Annotated in this window: 16 protein-coding genes, 1 pseudogene and 1 riboswitch; of the genes and pseudogenes, 7 read left to right on the forward strand and 10 right to left on the reverse strand. The window is 66.1% G+C overall.

Features of this window, described 5'->3' with window-relative positions; translation table 11 throughout:
• Positions 1-92 precede the first annotated feature (92 nt).
• Entirely contained in the window at positions 93-350 is a 258-nt protein-coding gene (locus tag NS355_RS13480; protein ID WP_058746187.1) for a hypothetical protein, read from the forward strand.
• Here NS355_RS13480 and NS355_RS13485 read toward each other — a convergent pair.
• Positions 347-1480: a DUF2252 family protein gene (locus tag NS355_RS13485; protein WP_244489683.1), complete on the reverse strand. Its 1134-nt coding sequence runs from the start codon at positions 1478-1480 to the stop codon at positions 347-349. The genes NS355_RS13480 and NS355_RS13485 overlap by 4 nt on opposite strands.
• A 248-nt stretch (positions 1481-1728) precedes the next feature.
• Here NS355_RS13485 and NS355_RS13490 point away from each other — a divergent pair, with 248 nt between their 5' ends.
• Entirely contained in the window at positions 1729-3510 is a 1782-nt protein-coding gene (locus tag NS355_RS13490) for a M14 family metallopeptidase (RefSeq protein WP_430727015.1), read from the forward strand.
• A 9-nt stretch (positions 3511-3519) separates the two neighbouring features.
• On the opposite strand, the gene NS355_RS13495 is transcribed toward NS355_RS13490, so the two are convergent.
• On the reverse strand, positions 3520-5346 hold the full coding sequence (locus NS355_RS13495) for a DUF885 domain-containing protein (RefSeq protein ID WP_058746189.1): 1827 nt from the start codon (positions 5344-5346) through the stop codon (positions 3520-3522).
• Positions 5347-5464: 118 nt separating this feature from the next.
• Complete coding sequence (locus tag NS355_RS13500; protein WP_058746190.1) at positions 5465-7891, reverse strand: S9 family peptidase; 2427 nt, start codon at positions 7889-7891, stop codon at positions 5465-5467.
• Between the two features lie 128 nt (positions 7892-8019).
• Positions 8020-8129: riboswitch (TPP riboswitch) on the forward strand.
• Positions 8130-8211: 82 nt separating this feature from the next.
• On the opposite strand from NS355_RS13500, the gene NS355_RS13505 reads away from it, so the two are divergent.
• The 4 genes from NS355_RS13505 to NS355_RS13520 all read left to right on the forward strand — a co-directional run bounded on the left by NS355_RS13505 (position 8212) and on the right by NS355_RS13520 (position 12764).
• Positions 8212-10461: a TonB-dependent receptor gene (locus tag NS355_RS13505; protein ID WP_244489686.1), complete on the forward strand. Its 2250-nt coding sequence runs from the start codon at positions 8212-8214 to the stop codon at positions 10459-10461.
• Between the two features lie 59 nt (positions 10462-10520).
• A complete protein-coding gene (locus NS355_RS13510) occupies positions 10521-11621 on the forward strand; it encodes a phosphotransferase enzyme family protein (protein ID WP_430727016.1) in 1101 nt (366 codons plus the stop codon).
• Complete coding sequence (pnuC, locus tag NS355_RS13515) at positions 11618-12193, forward strand: nicotinamide riboside transporter PnuC (protein WP_058746192.1); 576 nt, start codon at positions 11618-11620, stop codon at positions 12191-12193. Before NS355_RS13510 ends, pnuC begins: the two co-directional genes overlap by 4 nt.
• 100 nt (positions 12194-12293) lie before the next feature.
• Positions 12294-12764: a cupin domain-containing protein gene (locus tag NS355_RS13520; protein ID WP_209445095.1), complete on the forward strand. Its 471-nt coding sequence runs from the start codon at positions 12294-12296 to the stop codon at positions 12762-12764.
• A 13-nt stretch (positions 12765-12777) separates the two neighbouring features.
• Here the strand turns inward: NS355_RS13520 and NS355_RS18390 are convergent.
• The 6 genes and pseudogenes from NS355_RS18390 to NS355_RS13555 all read right to left on the reverse strand — a co-directional run bounded on the left by NS355_RS18390 (position 12778) and on the right by NS355_RS13555 (position 18495).
• Positions 12778-13574, reverse strand: a pseudogene (locus NS355_RS18390) (IS5 family transposase).
• 83 nt (positions 13575-13657) lie between these two features.
• Positions 13658-14311 carry a nicotinamidase gene (locus NS355_RS13535; RefSeq protein ID WP_058746209.1) on the reverse strand — a complete coding sequence of 218 codons (654 nt, stop codon included), beginning with the start codon at positions 14309-14311 and terminating at the stop codon, positions 13658-13660.
• A 105-nt stretch (positions 14312-14416) separates the two neighbouring features.
• A complete protein-coding gene (locus NS355_RS13540) occupies positions 14417-14650 on the reverse strand; it encodes a hypothetical protein (RefSeq protein WP_058746194.1) in 234 nt (77 codons plus the stop codon).
• A 90-nt stretch (positions 14651-14740) separates the two neighbouring features.
• Positions 14741-16261, reverse strand: coding sequence for a porin (locus tag NS355_RS13545; RefSeq protein ID WP_084787942.1), 1521 nt, complete (start codon positions 16259-16261; stop codon positions 14741-14743).
• Between the two features lie 105 nt (positions 16262-16366).
• Complete coding sequence (locus NS355_RS13550; protein WP_275934727.1) at positions 16367-17686, reverse strand: MFS transporter; 1320 nt, start codon at positions 17684-17686, stop codon at positions 16367-16369.
• Positions 17683-18495 (reverse strand): substrate-binding domain-containing protein, encoded by an 813-nt coding sequence (locus NS355_RS13555; RefSeq protein WP_084787944.1) that lies wholly within the window; start codon positions 18493-18495, stop codon positions 17683-17685. Before NS355_RS13555 ends, NS355_RS13550 begins: the two co-directional genes overlap by 4 nt.
• 214 nt (positions 18496-18709) lie before the next feature.
• Between NS355_RS13555 and NS355_RS13560 the strand changes: the two genes are divergently transcribed.
• On the forward strand, positions 18710-19960 hold the full coding sequence (locus NS355_RS13560; protein WP_058746197.1) for a cation:dicarboxylate symporter family transporter: 1251 nt from the start codon (positions 18710-18712) through the stop codon (positions 19958-19960).
• Here the strand turns inward: NS355_RS13560 and NS355_RS13565 are convergent.
• The gene (locus tag NS355_RS13565) at positions 19889-20839 is read right to left on the reverse strand and encodes a LysR family transcriptional regulator (protein ID WP_244489684.1); all 951 of its coding nucleotides are present in this window, start codon (positions 20837-20839) and stop codon (positions 19889-19891) included. The two genes, NS355_RS13560 and NS355_RS13565, sit on opposite strands and share 72 nt — an antisense overlap.
• Positions 20840-20873: the final 34 nt, after the last annotated feature.

The raw sequence follows: 20873 nt of genomic DNA on the forward strand, positions 1-20873 counted from the left end.
CATCCGCGATGCCGCCTCGTATGGATCAGCGGACGAAACGACTTCGCGTGGGTGGATGCGAATGTTATCCCGAAGCTCGATCAGAGGATGATATGGCGCAAATTGCTGGTTCCGGCGAATATGTTATCGACGAAGTGCAGAAGATCGTCCGGACGCATGTCCCCGGTGCGACCTGCGCGCTGCTGGACTATGGCAAGCGGATCGGGTGCGGCGAACTCGACGATCACGGCAATCTGCACGAGGTGCGGTGGTTGCGCCGTGAACTGGACGACGAACAGGTCGCCAAGGATGCCGCGCGCATGGCGAAGCTGATTGCCGACGCCAACGGGTCAATCCCGACGGATCGCTAGGCGGCAATCGCATAGCGTCGGCAGTGTTCGAGATAGCCTGCTTCGTGGCTGCCGGAGAGCGTGACGACGCTTTCCCAGAGCCATGACGGGGTATCGAGCGCGCCGCTCCGATCCGCTTCGATCCTTGCCAGCCATTCGGAGCGGGCGGTCGCGTTCATCTGACGCGCATGGGCGGTCCCGACGACGAAGGCGAGATGTCGGGCGGCGCGCACCGCCTCGCCCTGGCTGAATTGATCGACCTCCAGCTTCATGTCCTGCGGGGTCAGTTCGCGGATGAAGAGGGATCGGCCCAGCATCGTGACGGGCATCATCCGCTCGCCAAGATAGGGCGACAAATGGCGGGCCGCCGTCACCACCCGGGTCGCAGGATCGTCTGGCATTTCCGCGCCGGGCGCCGTGGGAGCGATGGGGGCGGTGGCTTCCTTTAGGTCGACCAGCGCGTACGACCAGTTGCCCTTGCGCGTCCGGATCGCCACGATGGCGGCAAAACGCAGCAGGCCGAGCGAACTGCACCCCTTCATCCAATAGGCGGCGTCGACCAGCCGGACTTCGCGATCCTGCGGCTTGCCCTTCAGCGACAGGACCATGGCACCGACCCGTTCGTCGGCGAACAGCGCGGTCAGCGCCTCGCGTTCATCGGGCGCCAACTCCCAGAATTTCTTGCCCAGCGGGATGCGCGGCTCGACCGCGTCCAGCCTTTCCTTGGCCAGATGGCGCCAGCGCCGACCCAGGGCCTCGCGCTCGACGCTGCGGACGATCTCGGAGTCGAGGTCGGGATCGCCATGTTCGGGATCGCGGATCGCCATGGCATAGCCCTCGACCATCGCCTCCATCATACGCATGGTCACGACACCGGGCAGGTCCGAACCGCGCGCCGCCGTGGCCAGCGACAGGCCGAGCCGGATGAGGTCATGGGCGGGATTGCCGATCACGGCCTGATCGAGATCGCGGATCTGGATTTCCACCGATCCGCGGCCATCGGCGACCGGTCCCAGATTGCCCAGATGGCAGTCGCCGCAAATCCAGATCGCCGGTCCCTGGGGCACCCGCCGGGCCGCCTCCGATGCCGCCAGCCATTCGTAGAATTTCGCCGTGTTGCCCCGGACATAGGCATGGGCGGATCGCGCCATCTTCAGAGTACGTCGGGCTTCGAGAATGGCACCACGATCGGCAGGAAAGGGCATATGTAACGGTACCTCGAACGGATTGTCTCACGACAACGCGAGGTGAGCGGGAAAGTAACAAAATATTGCTGGCGGCGGGACTTGCGCGGCCTCCGCGGGAGCGAAGTGCGACCGGCATGATCTCCGGGTTGCGGTACGCTATATCGTATCATAAGGCAGCCGCGTCCTGTTCGTCCCCCTGTGAAAGCGCCGCCTTGCATACGAAGCATGCTTATTTTCTCGCCCTTCTGCTGCTGACGACAGCAGGCAGTCTGAATGCGCAGGAGCCCGCGCGCCTGCCCCCGAAATTGCCATGGTCCGGGAAAAGCGAAGCCCTGATCGCAAAGCCGGACGATCCCTGGATCACCCCGGCCGAAGCATCGGGGTTTCGGACGACCCCGCGCTATGCCGAGGTGCGGGCATGGCTGGCACGTCTGCAAGCGGCGTCGCCCCTCATCAGCGTCGAGACGTTCGGCCGGACCGCCCAGGGGCGCGAGATGATCTATGTCCGCGCCAGCAAGGGCGGTGCGGGCAAGCCGGTCGTGCTGGTGCAGGGCGGTATCCACTCGGGCGAGATCGACGGCAAGGACGCCGGGCTGATGCTGCTGCGTGACATCGCGCTGCGCGGGAAGGACAGCCTGCTCGATCAGGTCGATCTGGTGTTCGTGCCGATCTACAATATCGACGGGCATGAGCAGAGGAGTGCGTACAACTACCCGCACATCCGGGGTCCCGCCGAAAAGGGGCGGGATGCCAATGCGCGCAATATCGATCTCAATCGCGACTATGCCAAGCTGGATGCGCCGGAATCGCGCGCGATGATCGGCCTGATTCGGGCGCTCGATCCCATACTCTATATCGACTGCCATGTCAGCGAAGGCTTCGACATGCAGTATGACGTGACCTTCACCTATGCCGGTTGGGGCACCTATGCGCGGCATCGCGCCACCGCCGACTGGCTGGAGGGGCGCTTCGGCCCGGCGGTCTCTACCGCGCTGACGGCGGCGGGGCATATCCCGATCATCTATCCCAGCCCGATCGATACGCGGCACCCGGAAAAGGGCATACGCTACAGCCCCGAAGGGCCGCGCTATTCGACCGGGTACGGCGATTTCATCGGCATGCCGACCGTGCTGGTCGAGAATCATATGCTCAAGCCTTACCGCCAGCGCGTCCTGGGGACCTATATCCTGCTGGAAGCCGCGTTGAAGGTCGCGGCCCGCGATCGCGACCGTATCGCGGAAGCCAAGGCAGCCGACCGGGCGAGCCGCCCCGCCGAGTTGCTGACGCGGTGGAAGCCCGCCCCCGCGCCGATCGGCTGGATCGAGGATTTCAAGGGCGTCGCATTCGACACCTATCGCTCACCCGCCTCCGGGCGCGACGAGCAGCGCTGGCTGGGCAAGCCGATCACCTTCCGGATGCCGATCATCGGGCAGCAGCCGGTCGAAACCGTTCGCCTGCCCAAGGCCTGGTGGATCCCGCCCGAGCAGACCGAGGTGATCGAACGGCTTCGCCTGCACGGCATTCGGTTCGAGACGATGCAGGCGCCGCAGAGCCGCAAACTCGACCGGGTGCGGCTGATCGACCCAAAGCTGTCCCAGCCCAATGAGGGACGCTATCCGATCACCGCACGCTTCGCCCATGCTAGTGTCGAGCAGGAGATGCCCGCGGGCAGTGTCCGTGTCCCGGCCGATCAGCCGCTCGGCCTGCTGGCCGCCTCCCTGCTGGAACCCGAAAGTCAGGACTCGTTCCTGGCCTGGGGATTTTTCCCGGAGATGCTGGCACCGGCGCCCAATACCGACGCTTACATCCTCGCCGCACTGGGCGAGCGACTGCTCGAAACCGATGCCGATGTGAAGCGTCGCTTCGAGCAGAAGCTCAAGGACGAGCCCGCCTTTGCCGCCGACCCGGATGCCCGGCTGACCTGGCTCTATGCCGAGGCCGGGCCGGGGCATCCCTATCCGCTTCGTTACCCGATCGCGCGCGAGGTGGACTGACGCGCGGCGTCAGACCGCGCGCGCCCGCTCCTCGACGATACGCTCGAGCATCGACAGCGGCATCGCGCCCGCTTCCAGCACGTCGTGGAAATGCTTCAGGTCGAAACGGCTGCCAGCGATCGCCCTGGCCTTTTCGCGGGCCCGCAGCCAGGCGGCATGGCCGATCTTGTAGCTGCAGGCTTGGCCGGGCGAGACGCAGTAGCGCTCAACCTCGCGCTGCGAACGGCCGGGGGCGAAGCCGACCGTGTCGACGAGATACTTGGTCGCCTGGTCGTGCGTCCAGCGCTTGGTATGGATGCCCGTATCGACCACCAGTCGCGCGGCGCGGAACAGGAAGGACTGGAGATAGCCCGCGCGCTCGACGGGTGAGGCATAGCCGCCCAGTTCGTCGGCCAATTGCTCGGCATACAGCGCCCAGCCTTCGAGATAGGCGTTGAAAAAGGCGATCTTGCGCAGCGGATGGGTCGGCGCGCGCTGGGCGGTTGAGATTTGAAGGTGATGGCCCGGCACGCCCTCATGATAGGTCAGGCTGGGCAGCGTGTATTTCGGCCAGTCGTGGACGTTCTTGAGGTTGATCCAATAGATGGCCGCGCGCGAACCATCGAGCGGGGCGCGGAAATAATAGCCGTTGGGCGCGCCGTCCTGGATTTCGGGCGCGACGCGGCGGATTTCCAGCGCGGCATTGGGCGGGTTCGTGAACGCCTGGGGCAGGCGGGCCTGCATCGCCTTTACGCTGGCATTGAGGCTGGCGAGCAGGCCGGCGCGACCGGCGTCGTCATCGGCAAACAGCTGGGCAGGCTGGCGGTTCAACTGATCGAGGCGCGCGCCGACGCTGCCCTGCGTCAGACCCTGGCCACGCAGGATCGTATCGAGCTGCGCGGTCAGCTCGGCGACCTGCTGCAGGCCCATGCGATGCACCGCATCGGGAGACAGGGTGGTCGTCGTCGCCTGGGCGAGCGCCGCGGCGTACATGGCCTCGCCATCGGGCAGCGCCCAGACGCCCGCGGCGCTGCGGGCCGAGGGGCGTAGCGAGCGCAGCAGGGCGATCTGGCGGTCGAGCGCGGGATAGACCTGTTCTGCCACGATCCGGGTCGCGCGCGACTTCCAATCGCCGCCGATATTCGCTGCGCCGGTGCGGCGGGTCAGCGCCTCGACCAGCTGACTGTCGGCGGCGGCGGGCGACCGCAGCTTCGCCATCTGGCCGAGCGCGAGATCGAGCGAGAAGTCAGGGGCCAGGCGCCCCTTGGCGGCTTCGCGCCGCTGCACGTCGGTTTCGTTGTCGAGCTGACGCCCCATCAACGCGAGCCGGTCGAGATAGGCCTCGGCATCGTCCGCGGTCTTCACCGGATGGGTCGAGGCCAGGAAGTCGGGCAGCGAGAAATACACGCCGTCCTGCTGCGAGATCGGATAGGGCCCCTGCGGCGAGGACAAGCCGAATTGCTCGGGGCCGATCATGTTCGACTTGATATTGTAGAGCACCACCTCACGATCGATCCGCGCCTGGGGCGATAGCGAGGCGGGATCGACGGCCGTGACGAGCGCAAGCGCCTTGCGGCTGCGGGCCAGGTTCTTGGCAATGGCGCCATAGCTGTTGTCGCCCAGCTGGTGGCGAAGATCGGCATTCCGGCCGGTGTCCAGACCCAGCGAGGTCGCGAATTCGGGCGACTCGCGAACCGTTTCGGCCAGGACCTGATCGAAGGCGGTATTGAGGCGCGCGTCGCCCGGCGACGGAGCTGCCGGTGCACCGCCGGACGCCTGCGCAAGGACGGACCGCGCAGGCAGCATGGTCAGCCCGGCCGTGGCCGCACCGGACACGATGAAGTTGCGACGATCCATGCCGATTTCCCCCTTTATAAAACTATTTACCGGAAGCTAGGCGACAAAGCGGCTGCAGGGCAAGTCAGCCTATCATGCGGATCAACTGCCCGCACGACATGCATCGTGAACGCCCCCGTCAGTCGGCTGCCGTCACAGGCTGCTTCGGCTTGACGTAGCGGTCGAGCCATTCGGTCATCTGCCACAGCGTCTCTTCGGTCGATTCCAACGCGCGGTAACCGTGCGGTTCGTTCGGCAGGACGACATAGCGCACGGTTGCGCCATTGCCCTTCAGCGCGGCGTACATCCGCTCCGACTGGATGGGGAAGGTACCGCTATTGTCGTCGGCGCCGCCATGGATGAGCAGAATGGGCGCCTTGATCCGGTCGGCATAGGTGAAGGGACTCATCTCTGTGTAGGTCGGCGTCGCCTGCCAATAGGTGCGCTGCTCGGCCTGGAAGCCGAACGGGGTCAGGGTGCGATTATAGGCCCCCGACCGCGCGATCCCCGCGCGGAACAGGTCGGTATGGGCGAGCAGATTGGCGGTCATGAACGCGCCATAGCTATGGCCACCAACCGCCATGCGGGTCCGGTCGGCGACGCCCAGCTTCACCACCGCGTCGACCGCCGCCTGCGCATCCTCGCGCAGCTGTTTGACATAGGTGTCGTTCGCCTCCGCGCCGCCCTCGCCGATGATCGGCATCGCCGGGTTGTCAAGGATCGCATAGCCCTGGGTCAGCAGGAACAGGTGGCTGATACCGCGCGGTCGCACGAAGCGATTGCCCTGGTCGACCGTCTGTCCGGCGACCTTGGCATCGGTATATTCCGCCGGATAGGCCCAGAGCAGCGTCGGCAGCGGCCCGTCGCGCTTCGTGTCGTAACCGGCGGGCAGATAGAGGGTGCCCGACAGCGGCACGCCATCGGCACGGCTATAGGTGATCGTCCGCTGGGTGACGCCTGCGAAGACGGGGGCGGGGTCGGCAAAGGCGGTGATCGCCTTCGCCCCGCCGCCCCTGACGGTACGGATGACGTAATTGGGAGCGAGCGTCGCGCTCTCCCGCCGGGTCAGGATGCGCTGGCCCTTGTCGTCGAGCATCGCGACGACCGGCTCGTAATAGGGGGCCTTGGCGCTCCACAGCCGCGTCTGCTCGCCACCGGCCAGCGTCATGGTGGCGAGGAACGGGAAAGCCCCCGCCTTGGTCGCGCCGTCGCCGGTGACATAGATGCCGTCATGCGCGGGCGTGAAGCGCATCACCGGCTTGCCCGCCGCATTCTCCTCCAGGATCGGTCGGCCCGGATCGCCATATTGATCCTGATAATTGCGGGTCAGCAGCATTCGGGTCTCCCCCGGCCGCGAAGGCGCCACCGCGAGACGATGCTCGGTGCGGCTCCGCCATTCGCGGTCGACGACCATGGCAAAGCCGTCATCGCCCCACATGGTCGTCGCATAGCGCGCCGGGGTCCTCGCCAGTTCGACCGGCGGGGTGTCGAAGGGGGCGGTCTGCATCATGACCTTGTCGTGGAAGGCGATCTTCGCGCGCGGATTGCCGCCGTCCAGCGCCTCGGCCCAGATCAGGGTCGCGGGTGCGTCGGACCGCCACTCCGCATCGCGCGGGCCCTTTACGGTCGCGTCGAAATCCACCGGCAGGTCGTCGGCGAGCGGGCGGTCGACGAGCGTCTTCACCGGCTGTCCGTCGATGGTCGAAACCGTGATCTCGGTCGGGAAGAAGCGGGCGGGCAGCAGATAGGAATAGGGACGCTTCAGCCGCTCGGTCAGCAGGTAGCGGCCATCGGGCGAGACGCTGAAATCACGGATCAGGCCGGGCGTGCCGATCGGCCGGGCGGTGTCGTCCATGCCGATGCGGACGAGTTGGCCGGTAAAATAATGGTCGAACAGCGCCTCGTCATGCGCGTCGCCGAGCAGATCCTCATAGGTACGCGCAGCCGACGTCCGGCCGCTGCTCTCCTGCACGATCGGGCCGGTCGGCGTCGTCGCGGCGGCGGGCGGCGACCCACGCCCGGCTGGGACCGTGTAGGCGACCAGCGACCGGCTGTCGGGCATCCAGACGAACGGCGTGCCGAACGCACCGTTCAGTCCCCGTGCGACCGCCCGCGCCCGGCCATCGCGCTCGGCGACCCAAAGCGACAGCCCGTCCGTATCTTGCGCATAGAAGGCGAGGCGGCTGCCGTCGGGCGACCAGTCCGGCGATGCGAAGCGCATCCCGGTGGGCAGCTGGACCGCGACGGTTCGGCCGCTACCGATGTCCTTGAAGCTGAGGGCGTTCAGCCACTGGACGCGGACTTCGGCCTGGCCATTGGTCGCGGGATCGATGCGGTAGCCGCCGAGGCGCAGGATCGGCTTCGACAGATTGGCGATGGTGGGCAGGTTCTCACGACCCAGGATGGCGAGCGTGCGGTGATCGGGGCTGAGCGCGACGGCCGGGGTCGGCGGGTTTTCCAGCGCCTTGGCGATGGCATCCGGTGCGCGGTGATATTTGGTGCCGGGCGTCTGCGCATGGGCAGTGGTGGTAAGCAGCAGAGCGATCAGGCAGGCACCAGTGCGCATTCGTAACCCCTTGTGATGAATGGTGGATTATGTGCCACGGGTGCGACGGACCTGCCAGCCCTTTCGGGGGACTTGCGACAAGGCCGGGCGCGATAAGCGTTTGCATGCGGCGCATAACCGCCTAGACGGCGTCATCCCCGGGGGGCCGCTGATGCGCGGTTGAGAGATGGGCAGCAGCCCATGACCCGCTGAACCTGATCCGGGTCATACCGGCGTAGGGAGGGTACGCGGCTCTTCCGTCGTCCCTCCGTAAAGTGGACGAAAAGACGATGCCGGTTGTGATTTCGCGCGGTCAGACGATGATCCGCCTCGGTGCCCTGATGCTGTCTGCCGCATGGCCGGTGACCGTCGCGGCGCAGCAGACCCCCGACGCCTCGGCCGATATCCGTGTGATCGGCCACCGCGACCCCGAAGGCCTGCTGCCCGATCAGACCGCGCCCCATGCGGTGAGCGAAGTCGCGACCGACTTCATCGTCAAGCAGGCGCCGACCCAGAACGCCTTTCAACTCGTCAACCTGCTCCCCGGCGCGAACGTCGCCTCCAGCGACCCTTACGGCCTGTCGACCAGTTCCAGCCTGACACTGCGCGGCCTGGGGCAGGACGAGATCGGCGTGCTGATGGAGGGCGCACCTCAAAACGATATCGGTTATTATTACGCCTATCCGTCGCAATTCGCCGATACCGAAAATCTGCGCCGGATCGCGCTGTCGCCCGGATCGGTCGATCTCGATGCGCCGAACGTCGTGGGCGCGGGCGGGTTGCTGTCGCTGAGCCTCGATGATCCCAGGGCGACGCGGCAGCTGCTCGCCGACCTGGCGCTCGGTTCCTATGACATGCGTCGTGTCTTCGCCCGGGTCGATACGGGGGAGATCGGGAACACGGGGCTGAAGGCGTTCGTCTCCTATTCCAACACGCGCGCGGACAATTGGCGGGGTGCGGGTTATGACATGCGCCAGCATGTCGATGCCAAGCTGTTGCGCGAATGGGGGAATGGCAACCGCGCTAGCCTGGCGCTGTCGTACAATGACGCCAATTCGTCCGCTTACCCCAGCCCGACGCTGGCGGAGTGGCAGGCGCAAGGGCGCGGGTTCAACTACGATGCGCGCTATACGCCGGGCGATACCAATTACTGGGAACTGTACCGCGCGCCGTTCCGCAACCTCTATGCCTCGGCCCCTGTGCATCTGGCGCTGTCCGACCGGCTGAGCTTCGACAGCACGAGCTATCTCCAGTTCGGCTATGGCAATTCGCCCTATGGCACCCAGCTGGGGACGACCGGCAACTTTCTGGGCAATGAGGAACTGACCCGACCGATCGCCTTGCCGGGGGCCGTGGACGGCGTGGCGACGGTGCTGGGCAACTATACCGGCCACCAGATGCGCGTCGGGCAGGTCGCCAAGCTGACCCTGCAGGCGGGTATCCACCGGCTGACGGCGGGGCTGTGGTTCGACTATGGCACCGACCGGGTGACGCAGACCTATACGTCAGTCGACGCCGATGGCCGCCCCGCGGACCGCTGGGGCTATCGCAGCCGAGCGATCCGCACCGCCGATGGCCGTCTGCTCGCTTATGAGAACCAGCGCACCGGCACCGTGACGAAGAGCCTGTTCCTGGCCGACAGCATCGCGTTCACGCCGCGCCTGACGGTCGATCTCGGCTTCAAGGGCGTCGACCTGCTGCGCAACGGCCGAAACTATCTGCCGGGGCCGCAGAGCGCGGTCCGGCGCAACAGCTTCGTCGCCCTGCCGCGTGCTGCCGTCCACTACGCGATCGACGATCGGCAGCAGCTGTTCGCCAACATTACCACCAATTTCCGGCCGCCCAACGAGTTCACGCTCTACGACAGCTATTATGGCGGCGTCGTCACGACGCGCGGCACGGACGCGCTGAAGAACGAATATTCGGTGTCGCAGGAGCTGGGCTATCGCTATATCGGCCCCAGCCTGTCGGCGTCCGTCAGCGGCTTCCACTACAAGTTCCGCAACCGCCAGCTGGCGACAGTGGTCGACAATGGCGGCGCGCTGGTCAATTCGACGCTGAATGCCGGGGGGCAGACCTCTCACGGTGTCGATGGCGAGATCGACTATCGCCCCGCCAAGGGCGTCAGCGTCTATGTCTCGGGCGAATATCTGCGGACGCGGATCGATGACGATCTGCCGGTCGGCGGCGACTTTCTGCCGACGCGCGGCAAGCGGGCGGTGTCGAGCCCGACCCTCCAGATCGGCGGCGGCGGGACCTATGACGACGGCCTGTTGTTCGGCAGCATCGCGGGCAAATATATCGGCCGCCAATATGCGACCTTCATGAATGACGAGAGCATTCCCGGCTATGCAATGCTGGATCTGGCGATCGGCGTGCATCTGGCCGACTGGCTCGACGGCAAGCGGACCGACTTGCGGCTCAACGCGATCAACGTCACCGACCCGCACGTCCTTGCGGGTGTTCAGGCGGTGACCACCAACGCCCGCGATACGATCGGGCGCGGTGGCATGGTGATCACGGGCAGTGCGCCCGGCTATTATGTCGGCGGCGGCTCGGCGGTGGTCGCCACCCTATCGCGCGTCTTCTGAGCATGAGCGGTGCAGCCGATCCGTCCGGGGGGCACCGCGTGCACGGCATGGGGCTGACGATGGAGGCCCCCACCTGGCCCGCCATCACGGCCGACGAAGCGGCGGCGGTGCTGGCATGCTTTCCGGATGCCCCTGAGATCGAAGCGCTCCACTGGCATTCGCCGCGTCCTTTTTCGGCCGCGACGTTGATCCATACCAACGGCGACGCGCTTCTGCTGAAGCGGCATGATCGCCGGGTGCGGAGCGTGGCGGGATTGACGGAGGAGCATGGCTTCATCGCCCATCTCGCCGCCGCCGGGATGCCCGTGCCGGACCTGCTGCGCACCGGGGAAGGAGCGAGTGCGATCGCGCGGGGCGACTGGACCTATGAGCTTCACCGGCGGGCGCCCGGAGAGGATCTCTATCGGGACCGTTTGTCCTGGACGCCCTTCCAGTCTCAGGCTCACGCCCATGCCGCCGGGGTTGCGCTGGCACGGTTGCACCACGCTTCCGAAGGCTATGCCGCCCCCGCGCGCATCGTGCAGCCTCTGGTCGCCAGCCTCTCCATTTTGTCCGCCGCCGATCCCATCGGGGCGGCGCAGGCCTATGTCGATGACCGGCCCGCGCTTGCAGAGTTTCTGGAAAAACGGCAGTGGCAGAGCAGCTTGGTGTCGCTATTTGCCGAAGTACGCGAAAAGATCGCGCCCTGGCTGGCACGGCAAGAGCCCTTGTGGACTCACAATGACTGGCATCCGTCCAACCTGCTTTGGGCAGCGGATGGCAGGGTCGAAACCGTGTTCGACTTCGGGCTGGCCGACCGCACCTGTGCCGTGCATGACCTAGCGACCGCGATCGAGCGGACGGCCTTTGCCTGGCTGGACCTGGGCGAGGGGCGCGATGGCCATATCGCCGATCCCATGGCCGCGCTGTCGCTGATCGCCGGGTATGAAGGAATCCGCCCGCTCGATGCCGTGGCGAAGGAGACGATCGTCCGGCTCCTGCCGCTGGTGCATGTCGAATTCGCCTTGTCCGAGATCGACTATTTCGCCGGGGTGGTTGGCGATCCCGATGCCGCATCGCTTGCATGGGACGGGTATCTTCTCGGTCATGCCGACTGGTTTCGGTCGGCCGCGGGGCGGGAGTTTGTGGCTTGCCTCCGCGCTGGGCTGGACCTGCCATGACGGTACTGGAAATCACAGTGGTCGCGATCAGTTTCGTGGCGATCTGGCTGACGGCGCGGCGCAACGTCTTGTGCTGGCCGCTGAACCTCGTCGCCTGTGCGCTGTATTTCAAGCTGTTCCTCGATGTACGGCTCTATGCCGATATGGCGCTGCAGGCGGTGTTCGGCATGGGCATCGTCTATGGCTGGATCGTCTGGCGTCGTAATCGGAATGCCACCGGCGCGGTCGTCGTAAAGCCTTTGACACGCCCGAAAGCCGTGGCGGGTCTGGCGATCGGCATGCTGGGGGCGGTAGCGATCGGCTGGTTCACCAGCCGCCACACCGATGCGGCCCTGCCATGGCTGGACGCGACGCTCAGCAGCTTCAGCCTGGTCGCCCAATATTGGACGGCGCGGCGGCACCGCGAGAACTGGCTGCTCTGGATCGCGGTCGATATCGTCTATGTCGGCATGTTCGTGTTCAAGGGCCTGATGCTGACCGCAGGGCTATACGCGGTGATGATCGGCCTTGCCGTCATCGGCTATCGCGACTGGCGAGAGACCATGTCGCACGACGGACGGATGGGGCCGTAGGCACAGGGCTGTTGCCGCGATCAGTGCTTGATGCAACAACGATCCCATAACAGGGAGAGGTTGTAAGATGCCGTTTTTAATCCATAAAATGATTGGCGCCATGGCTTCGATCCTGCTGGCGTCGACCGGCGTGATGGCGCAATCGGGCAATGCTCCGACCGGTCCCGCGGCAGGCGAATTCGCGAGCGCCAAAGAGGTTCGCGCGCAGATTGCAGCGATGGAGGCCGAGATGAAGCCGGGTCAGGGCTTCGCATGGCGTCCGCTCGTTCGCGACGGTGCACGCGTGGCTGCGATCGAGATATGGAAGAAGCCCGGTCGTCCGGCGGTTCATCAGGCAGAGGCGGAATATGCCATCGTGCTGGAAGGTGCCGGCACGCTGATCTCTGGCGGCACGTTGCTCGCCCCGGTTACACGCCGCGCCGATCTGATCGAAGGGGATCGGATCGAAGGCGGAACGACGCGCCCTTTGGGGCCAGGCGATGTGGTGCTGCTTCCTGCGGGTATGCCGCACTGGTTCGGGATTACCGGCGATCGTCTGGTGCTGCTGGGGACCAAGCTACCCGCCCGATGAACCGGGGCGGGGCCTATGGCGTCAGGGAATGTCGCTGCGTCCTAGGCCGGATCGACATTCTTCGTAGCCAGATCATGGCAGCGGCGAGATGGACGAAGCCGGTGAAGTGGATGATGCGGCGGTCGTAGCGAGTAGCGAAGCGTCGGAAATGTTTGAGGCGACCGAAGCATCTTTCGATTTGGTTGCGATGCTTGTAGATGAGGGCATCGTGCGGGATGGCGACCTTGCGGTTGCGCTTGGACGGGATCACCGCCTCGGCGTCCATAGCAGCGATCTGACTACGCAAGTCATTGCCGTCATACGCCTTGTCGGCGAGCACAGCTTTGCCGCGCTGGCCTTCGAGCAAGGCGGGTGCCGAGGCGATGTCGCTGGCTTAGCCGGGCGTGATGCGAAACCGCAAAGATCGGCCGAACGTGTCGGCGAGCATGTGAACCTTGGTCGTCAGTCCGCCTCGGGAACGCCCCAGCGCCTGATCCTTGCCCCCCCTTTTCCGGTCGCCGCCTGATGGTGAGCGCGAACGATGGTGCTGTCGATCATCAGATACTGATTGTCGCGATCCACCGTCAGCGCCTCGAACACCCGCTCCCAGACGCCAGCGTGGCACCAGCGGCTGAAACGCCGATGCACCGTCTTCCACTTGCCGTAGCGTTCCGGCAGATCGCACCAATGGGCGCCAGAGCGCAGCACCCACAAACATCCATTCACAAACAGCCGGTTATCCGAACCCCTTCGGCCAGGATCAGCCGTCTTGCCCGGAACCAGCAAGGCAATCCGGGACCATTGCGCCTCGCTCAACTCGTACCGCCTGATCCCCATTATCCGCTCCGCGCCACAACACGAATGCTTATGAATCACCGTTCAGCGCGTTTGGGAATCCTGAATGTCGATCCGACCTAGACGAAACGGACACCGGCGGCGCGGAACCGTGCCTCAGCCTCGTCGATCGTCGTGCCGCTGCCGAGCGGCATTCCGATCGCCCGTGTGTGATCCTTCAGGATGACGGCCTCAAAGCCCTCGCGCCTGGCATCCAGGGCTGACCAGGCCACGCAGAAGTCATAGGCCAGCCCGACCAACACGCACCGCCGCACCTGCTTGTCACGGAGGTAGCCCGCAAGGCCGGTCTTCGTCGTCCGGTCATTCTCGTAAAAGGCGGAGTAGGAATCGACCCGCGGATTACAGCCTTTCCGGATGATGAGGTCGGCGCGGTCTATTGCTCCTTGCACGTCGGGATGGAATTCGGCCCCGGCCGTTCCCTGAATACAGTGATCAGGCCACAACACCTGCTCGCCATAAGGCATGGATATCGTGTCGAACGGGCGCCGGCCGGAATGGCTGCTCGCAAACGACGAATGGCTCTGGGGATGCCAGTCCTGCGTGATGACGACGAGGCGGAAGCGCAGGGCAAGCGCATCGATGCCCGCCATGATTTCATCGCCACCTGCCACGGCCAATCGGCCTCCAGGACAAAAGTCTATCTGTGGATCGACGATGATGAGCGCGTCTGTTTCCGCAACGGCTAGATCTTCTATCAAAGGCCGGGCTCCCATCTGCGTCTCCACTGCCAGTGGGAGCGGTTTAGGACGATCAAAACCCTATGGCCAGCGTCGTCGCGACGGGGCCATAGGGTTGGAGATAGCGCGCCCGCCGGGCGTTCAGCTTGGGTGGGCGGCGCTGATGATCGCGGCTTCCTCGTCCTCGATGGGCATCACGGCACCACCGCCAGAGGGCACGCCGTCCGGCGCTTCGTCCGCTGATGCGGTGTCGCCTTTGGCTAGTTCCATCTGTTCATAGGCGATCTCGAGATCCTGCACGCCCGATCCGGTCGGCTGGATCGGCAGATCGGCAAAGCTGGCAGGCTCCGAGGTATTAGGGATTTCCTGAGACATGACCTTCTCCTTTTTACCCGGGACCAACGCACGGTCCGTGATTTTGAAGCAGGTTCTTTCGTCACGAAGTCGATGGGCTGTTCCGCTTCGTCAAAAGGCGATCTGGGCGCGGGCGATCAGGGTCTGGCCGTGGTCACTGGTTCCCTGGAGCTGGGCGGGATTGGCGATGGTCCAGTCGATCACGTTCAGCTGAAGCCGGACGAAATTGTTGAGATACCAGTTGATGCCCAGCGTCAGTGCGGTCCCGCGCCCGGCGGTGGGATTGTCGCTGTAATCCAGTTCCTCATACCGGGTGGCGAGCTCGATCGCGCCGCGTCCGCCCGAGGTGAAGGGACGCAGGACCTTGGGGCGGCTCCACACGCCGCCGCGCGTCAGATAGGGCGGGGTCTCTCCGGTCAGGAACCAGCCCGCCTGCACCGCCCAAGCCGACTGGTCGGTCGCGGCCCCTGCGCGGTTCGCAATCCGCCGCGTGCCATATTCGCCATACGCCCAAAGCGACTTGTGGAAGGTGCCCAGTTCGAAGCCATAGCCTTCGCCCGTCCGCGCACCGGTGAAGGTCCCCGGCGCGATGCGGAGATTGTCGTTGAAGAAACCCCCGACCGCGATGCTGCGCGTCGGGCGGGTCGCGTCGGCGGCGATCGTCTCGCGAAAGCCCCAGACGCCCAGATGGACCAGCCATTCGGCGGTCTTGACCGGGTTCCAATGCGCGCGGCCCGCGATGGTCAGGCCGTCGCTTTCCGTGCCAGGATTGCTGATGTCGTCGCCCGACACCTGCACCCCGACATGCCAGCCATCGCCATAGATGCGGGCGGCTGCGCCCAATCCGAAAAAGCCGCGCACCGGGATGATGCCCTGGCCGACGAAGTTGCGTTCGAGAAACGGGACCGAGATGGTGCCGCTCGACCCGTCCAGCCCGCGATCGTTCAGCCGGTTGCCCAGCGCGAACTCGGCCTGTTGTCCCAGAAAGCCGGTGGTCCAGGCGAGATAGGCCGATTTGATCGCCGGGTCGTTGTCGGCGAAATCGCCCTCCAGCAGATAGGAGAGGTGGGGGCCTATCGACCCCTCGAAGCCCAGGCGTAGCGAACGGGCGGTGGTGGCGGTGATGTTCCGGGTCGGGAGCGCACTGCCGGTCGTGGTGGCGGCGTCGATCAGGATGCGGCCGCGCGGGCGGAAGGAGAAGCGGCCATCGGCGCTCGTGAATTCGGGCGTGCCCTTCGACCAGTCGACATGCACGCCGTCCTTCTGCGCCTTCTCGATCCGCGCCAGCCGCGCGTCGAGCGAGGGCGGGTGCGCGTCGCTGGGCAGCGACTGGCCGAGCGGCGCGGGCGTGCGCGCCACCTGCGGGGCCTGCGCCGCGATCTGTGGCGGAGTGGAGGGATGCGCGTCGCTGGGCAGCGGCTGGCCGAGCGGGGCGGCGAGGAGCATTTGGGGCTTGCCGCCTTCGACCGCCGCCAGTCGGGCTTCCAGCTGCTCGATCTGCGCCTGTTGCTGTTCGACCAGCCTGGTCAGACGCGCGACGTCGTCATTGCGTTGTGCGGGGGCGGGGGTGGTTTGTGCGGCGACCGGCAGTGGCGCGCACAGGCCGATCGCGAGCAAGGCTCCACGATGCATGACGGCATCCTCTCAGGGGTGGGCGCGAGGCTTCCTGGCCGCCGCCTCGGATTATTTGGGAAGGGGGAACCGCCGCACTCCTTCAGGAGCGCGGCGGTTCGGGGATCAGTCGGCGCTGCGGCGCATGCGCGACCCGATCAGCAGGGCGAGCAGCGAGAGCAGCGCGGCGGCGGCGCACCAGGCCCCAGGGATCGCCTTGTCGCCGGTCGCCCCGATCAGCGCGGTGCTGATCGCAGGGGTGAAGCCGCCGAAGATCGCGGTGGCCAGGCTATAGGCCAGGCTGAAGCCGACGGTGCGGACATGCGGCGGGATGGCTTCGGTCAGGTACACGATGAACGCACCGTTATAGGTGGCATAGATGGCGGCGAGCAGCAGCTCGACCGTCAGCAGTCGCCCGAAGCTAGGCGCCGCGACCAGCCAGCTCATCAGCGGATAGGCGAGCAGCGCACCGAGCAGCGTGGCGGTGATCAGCAGCGGCCGACGCCCGATCCGGTCGGACAGCGCCCCCATGACCGGCAGCAGCACGAAGTTGGTGACGCCGACACAGGCGGTCACGAACAGCGCGGCACCGGGGGTCAGCGACAAGACCTTGTTGCCGAAGGTCGGGGTATAGGCGGTGATCATGTAGAAGAAGACGGTCGTCATCACCGCCATCAGCGCGCCCTGAAGCACCACGCCCCAGTTGCTGCCGATGGTCCGCATGATCTGCGACAGCGGTGGATGCTCCTTGCGCTTCAGGAAGACTTCGGTCTCCTCCATGTGACGGCGGATGACGAACAGGAAGGGGATCATCACGCAGCCGATGATGAACGGAATGCGCCAGCCCCAGGCCTGCATCGTCTCCGGCGACAGGCTGGTCGACACGATCAGGCCGATCAGCGCGGCGAAGACCACCGCGGCCTGCTGGCTGGCCGACTGCCACGAGCAGAAGAAGCCCTTGCGGTTCGGCGGCGCGATCTCGTTCAGATAGACCGACACGCCGCCGACCTCGACACCCGCCGACAGGCCCTGGACGAGCCGTCCGAGCAGGATGATGACGGGGGCGACGACGCCGATCTGCGCATAGGTGGGCGTCACCGCGATGGCGAGCGTGCCCAGCGCCATCAGGCCCAGCGTCAGCAACAGGCCCTGCCGCCGCCCATGCTTGTCGATATAGGCGCCCAGCACCAGCGCGCCGACCGGGCGCATCAGGAAGCCCGCGCCGAAGGTCATCAGGGTCAGCATCAGCGAGGCGAACTCGCTGCCGGTCGGGAAGAACGCCTTCGAGATGTAGGTGGCGTAATAGCCGAACACCATGAAGTCGAACATCTCCAGGAAGTTGCCGCTGGCAACGATGAAGATCGACTTGAAGGCGGATTTGCGGCGCTCGGCCGATACCGGGGATGCGGCGTCGGCGGCGGGGAAGGGCATGGTGGAGGAGGTCATGGCTTGGCCTTTTGCGAGGCGGGTTCCAATCCGCTGTCGCGGATGATCGAATAGGCTTTGGGCGAGGACAGATAGGCGATCAGCGCACGGGCCTCGGCCTGGCGCGGCGACCAGGCGACGACGCCCGCCGAGAAGGGCGTCACCTTCTGCAACGAGTCCGGGATCAGCCCGACGATGCGGATGCCCTTGACCGTCTTCAGTTCGCTGAGCTGCTGGAAGCCGATCTCGGCCTGGCCGGTGGCGACGATCTGGCCCACCGGGGTGGCGGGGATCATCCGGCCCTTGGGGCGTACCTGATCGGTGACGCCCAACCGGTCGAGCATGGTCGACTGGATATAGACGCCAGAGGCGCTGTCCGACCACGCGACCGACTTGGCATTGACCAGCGTGTTACGGAGCGCATCGGGGGTGGAGATGTCGGGCGCGGTGGCGCCCGCCTTCACCGCCATGGCGATCTTGGACAGGCCCAGATCGACTTCGGTGCCCTTCGCGACCAACCCCTGATCGGCGAGCTTGTCCAGGCCGCTGCGCGCGAGGATGACGACATCGGCGTCCTCATGGCGGGCGAGCCGGTTGGGGATCGCCTGCGGCGTGTCGCCCATCGAGGGACCATGCTCGGCAACGATATGGATGCCGGTGTCGCGTTCATACTTCGCCGCCAGCGCATGGAAGGCGGCGGTGAAGCCGCCCGACGTGACGACGTGCAGTTCACGGACTTTCGCCGGCTTCGTATCGCGGGCGAGGGCGGGTGCGCTGACGGCGTTCAGCCCCAGCAGCAATGCCAGCCCCAGCGCGGCGCGGCGGGGCATCACGGTTCGGAATCTGGGAGATCGGGCTTCCATCATACCTCTCTTCTGGCCGTCCCGCTCGCTCGCGGGTTCTTGTTGTGACGGTTTCTTGTCGTGGCAGGGGCTTGAGCCATCGTGCCTTGCGCGGCACTAAGCCTCACACGGGGTGCTTCGATCAAATGCAATGATCGGGTCGCTTGATGCGTAACTTGCATATATCGGGAGCGGATCGGCCTTGCGCGTCTTGCGGCACCTCTATGTCCAGATGTTGATCGGCATCGTCGCCGGGACGCTGATCGGCGCGCTGGCCCCGGGGTTCGGACGCGAGCTGGGGCCGCTGGGCATCGCCTTCGTCAAGGCGATGCGGATGATGGTGCCGCCCGTCCTGTTCTGCACCATCGTCGAGGGCATCGTCCGCCATGGCGCGGCCCGCGACACGGGCGCCACGGTGCTGCGCAGCCTGATCGTCTTTCTGGGCATCACCATCGCCGCGCTCGCCGTCGGGCTGGGCGTCGCGGCCTTGATGCAGCCGGGGCGCGACCTGCCCGTTCCGCCCTATGGCGAGGCCGTGGCCGAGGTGGAGCGCCAGCTGGCCGGGCGGCATATCACCGGGCCGGGCGACTTCCTGGTGCGGATCGTGCCCGATACGCTGTTCTCCGCCTTTACCGCGGGCGATGTCCTGCCGGTGCTGTTCGTCGCCGGGCTGGTCGGGTTCGGTCTGCTACGCATCGGCGAAGCCGGCGCCCCGATCGTGCGCGGGATCGAGGCGCTGACCCGTCTGCAATTCGCGATCTTCGGCTTTCTGATCCGCGCCGCGCCGGTCGGGGCGTTCGGGGCCATTGCCTATACCGTCGGGACCTATGGCGTCGGCTTCATAGGCTCGCTGGGGCTATTGTTCGCGACGCTTGCATTGGCATGCGGGTTGCTGATCGCCGGGCTGGTCCTGCTGGTGTGGATCACAACGGAGATCGGCGGCGGCACGCTGCTGCGCGTGTTCCGTGACGAAATCCTGATCGTGCTGGGCACCTCCTCGACCGAGGTGGTGCTGCCGCGTCTGATCCTGAAGCTGGAGGCGCTGGGCGTGCCCCGCAGCGTGGCGGGGCTAACCGTTCCTCTAGGCTATTCGCTCAATCTGGCGGGCACGGCGGTGTATCTGGTCGTCGCGACCCTGTTCCTGGGCGAGGCGCTGGGCATCGCGCTGACGCCGGAGCGGATCGCGGTCTATCTGGGCGTGATGCTGATCACCTCCAAGGCGGCGGCGGGGGTGACGGGCAGCGGTTTTTCGGCGCTGCTGCTTACGCTGTCGCTGCTGCCCGATATTCCGGTCGGGGCGGCGGCGATGCTGATCGCGGTCGACCGTTTCCTGTCGGAAATCCGCGCGCTGACCAGCGGCACGGCCAATGTTTCGGCCTCGCTACTCGTCGCGCGCTGGGGCGGGACGCGGTTCGGCGGTCCAGGCCTCGGTCAGCAGCCCCATCAGCCGTGACGCGGCCGGGGACAGCGTGGCGGAGCTGCGGCGCAGTACGCCGATGGTGCGCGTGACCTCCGCGCCGCGCAGCGGTCGCCAGACCAGATCGCGCGCATCCGGTCCCTCGCACGCCAGGCGCGGCAGCACCGACGGACCCAGCCCCGCCTGCACCAGCGCCAGCGCCGAGGTCAGCCGCGTCACTTCATAGAACCAGCGCAATTCGATGCCCGCACGCGCCAGCCCGGCGTCGAGCGCGGTCCGGTTGCCGCTGCCGGGATGCACCGTCACCAGCCGCAATCCCGCCAGATCGCTCCAGGCCGGATCGGCAAGATCCGCCAGCGGGTCGTCCTTCCGACAGACCAAGCCATAAGGATCGTCGGTCAGCGGCTCATAGACCATGTCGCCATCTGATGAGACGGGCAGGGTGATGGCGAATTCGGCCTGCCCCGTCCGCACCGCCTCGGCGCATTCGGTCGCCGACAGATCGAGCACGCGCACCCGAACGTTGCGATAGTCGCGCCCCAGCGCCTCCAGCACGTCCGGCAGGAAACGCACGGTGGCGCTGGGGATGCTCGCGATGGTCAGCCGCCCCGCCTGCCGCTCGCCCGAGGCCATCATGCCGAGCAGTGATTCGTCCAGTTCCTCCAGCAGACGGCGGAGCAGTGGCAATATCTCCTTGCCCGCCGGGGTCAGCCGCACGGTCCGCGTCGTCCGCTCCAGCAGGGGCGTGCCGACCGTCGCCTCCAGCTTCTGGACCCGGCGGCTGATCGCGGGTTGCGACAGGTTCAACTGCTCGGCGGCGCGCAGGAAGCTCTTGCCGTCCGCGATCGCGACGAACACCCTTATGTCCAGCAGCTCGAAATTCATGGCCATGGCGGACGGTAACAGCAGCGACATGCCCTAGGCCAGCCGCCGCCTGTCGCGCGGGCCA

This window comes from Sphingomonas yabuuchiae (genome assembly GCF_001477495.1).
Taxonomy (GTDB): domain Bacteria; phylum Pseudomonadota; class Alphaproteobacteria; order Sphingomonadales; family Sphingomonadaceae; genus Sphingomonas; species Sphingomonas yabuuchiae_A.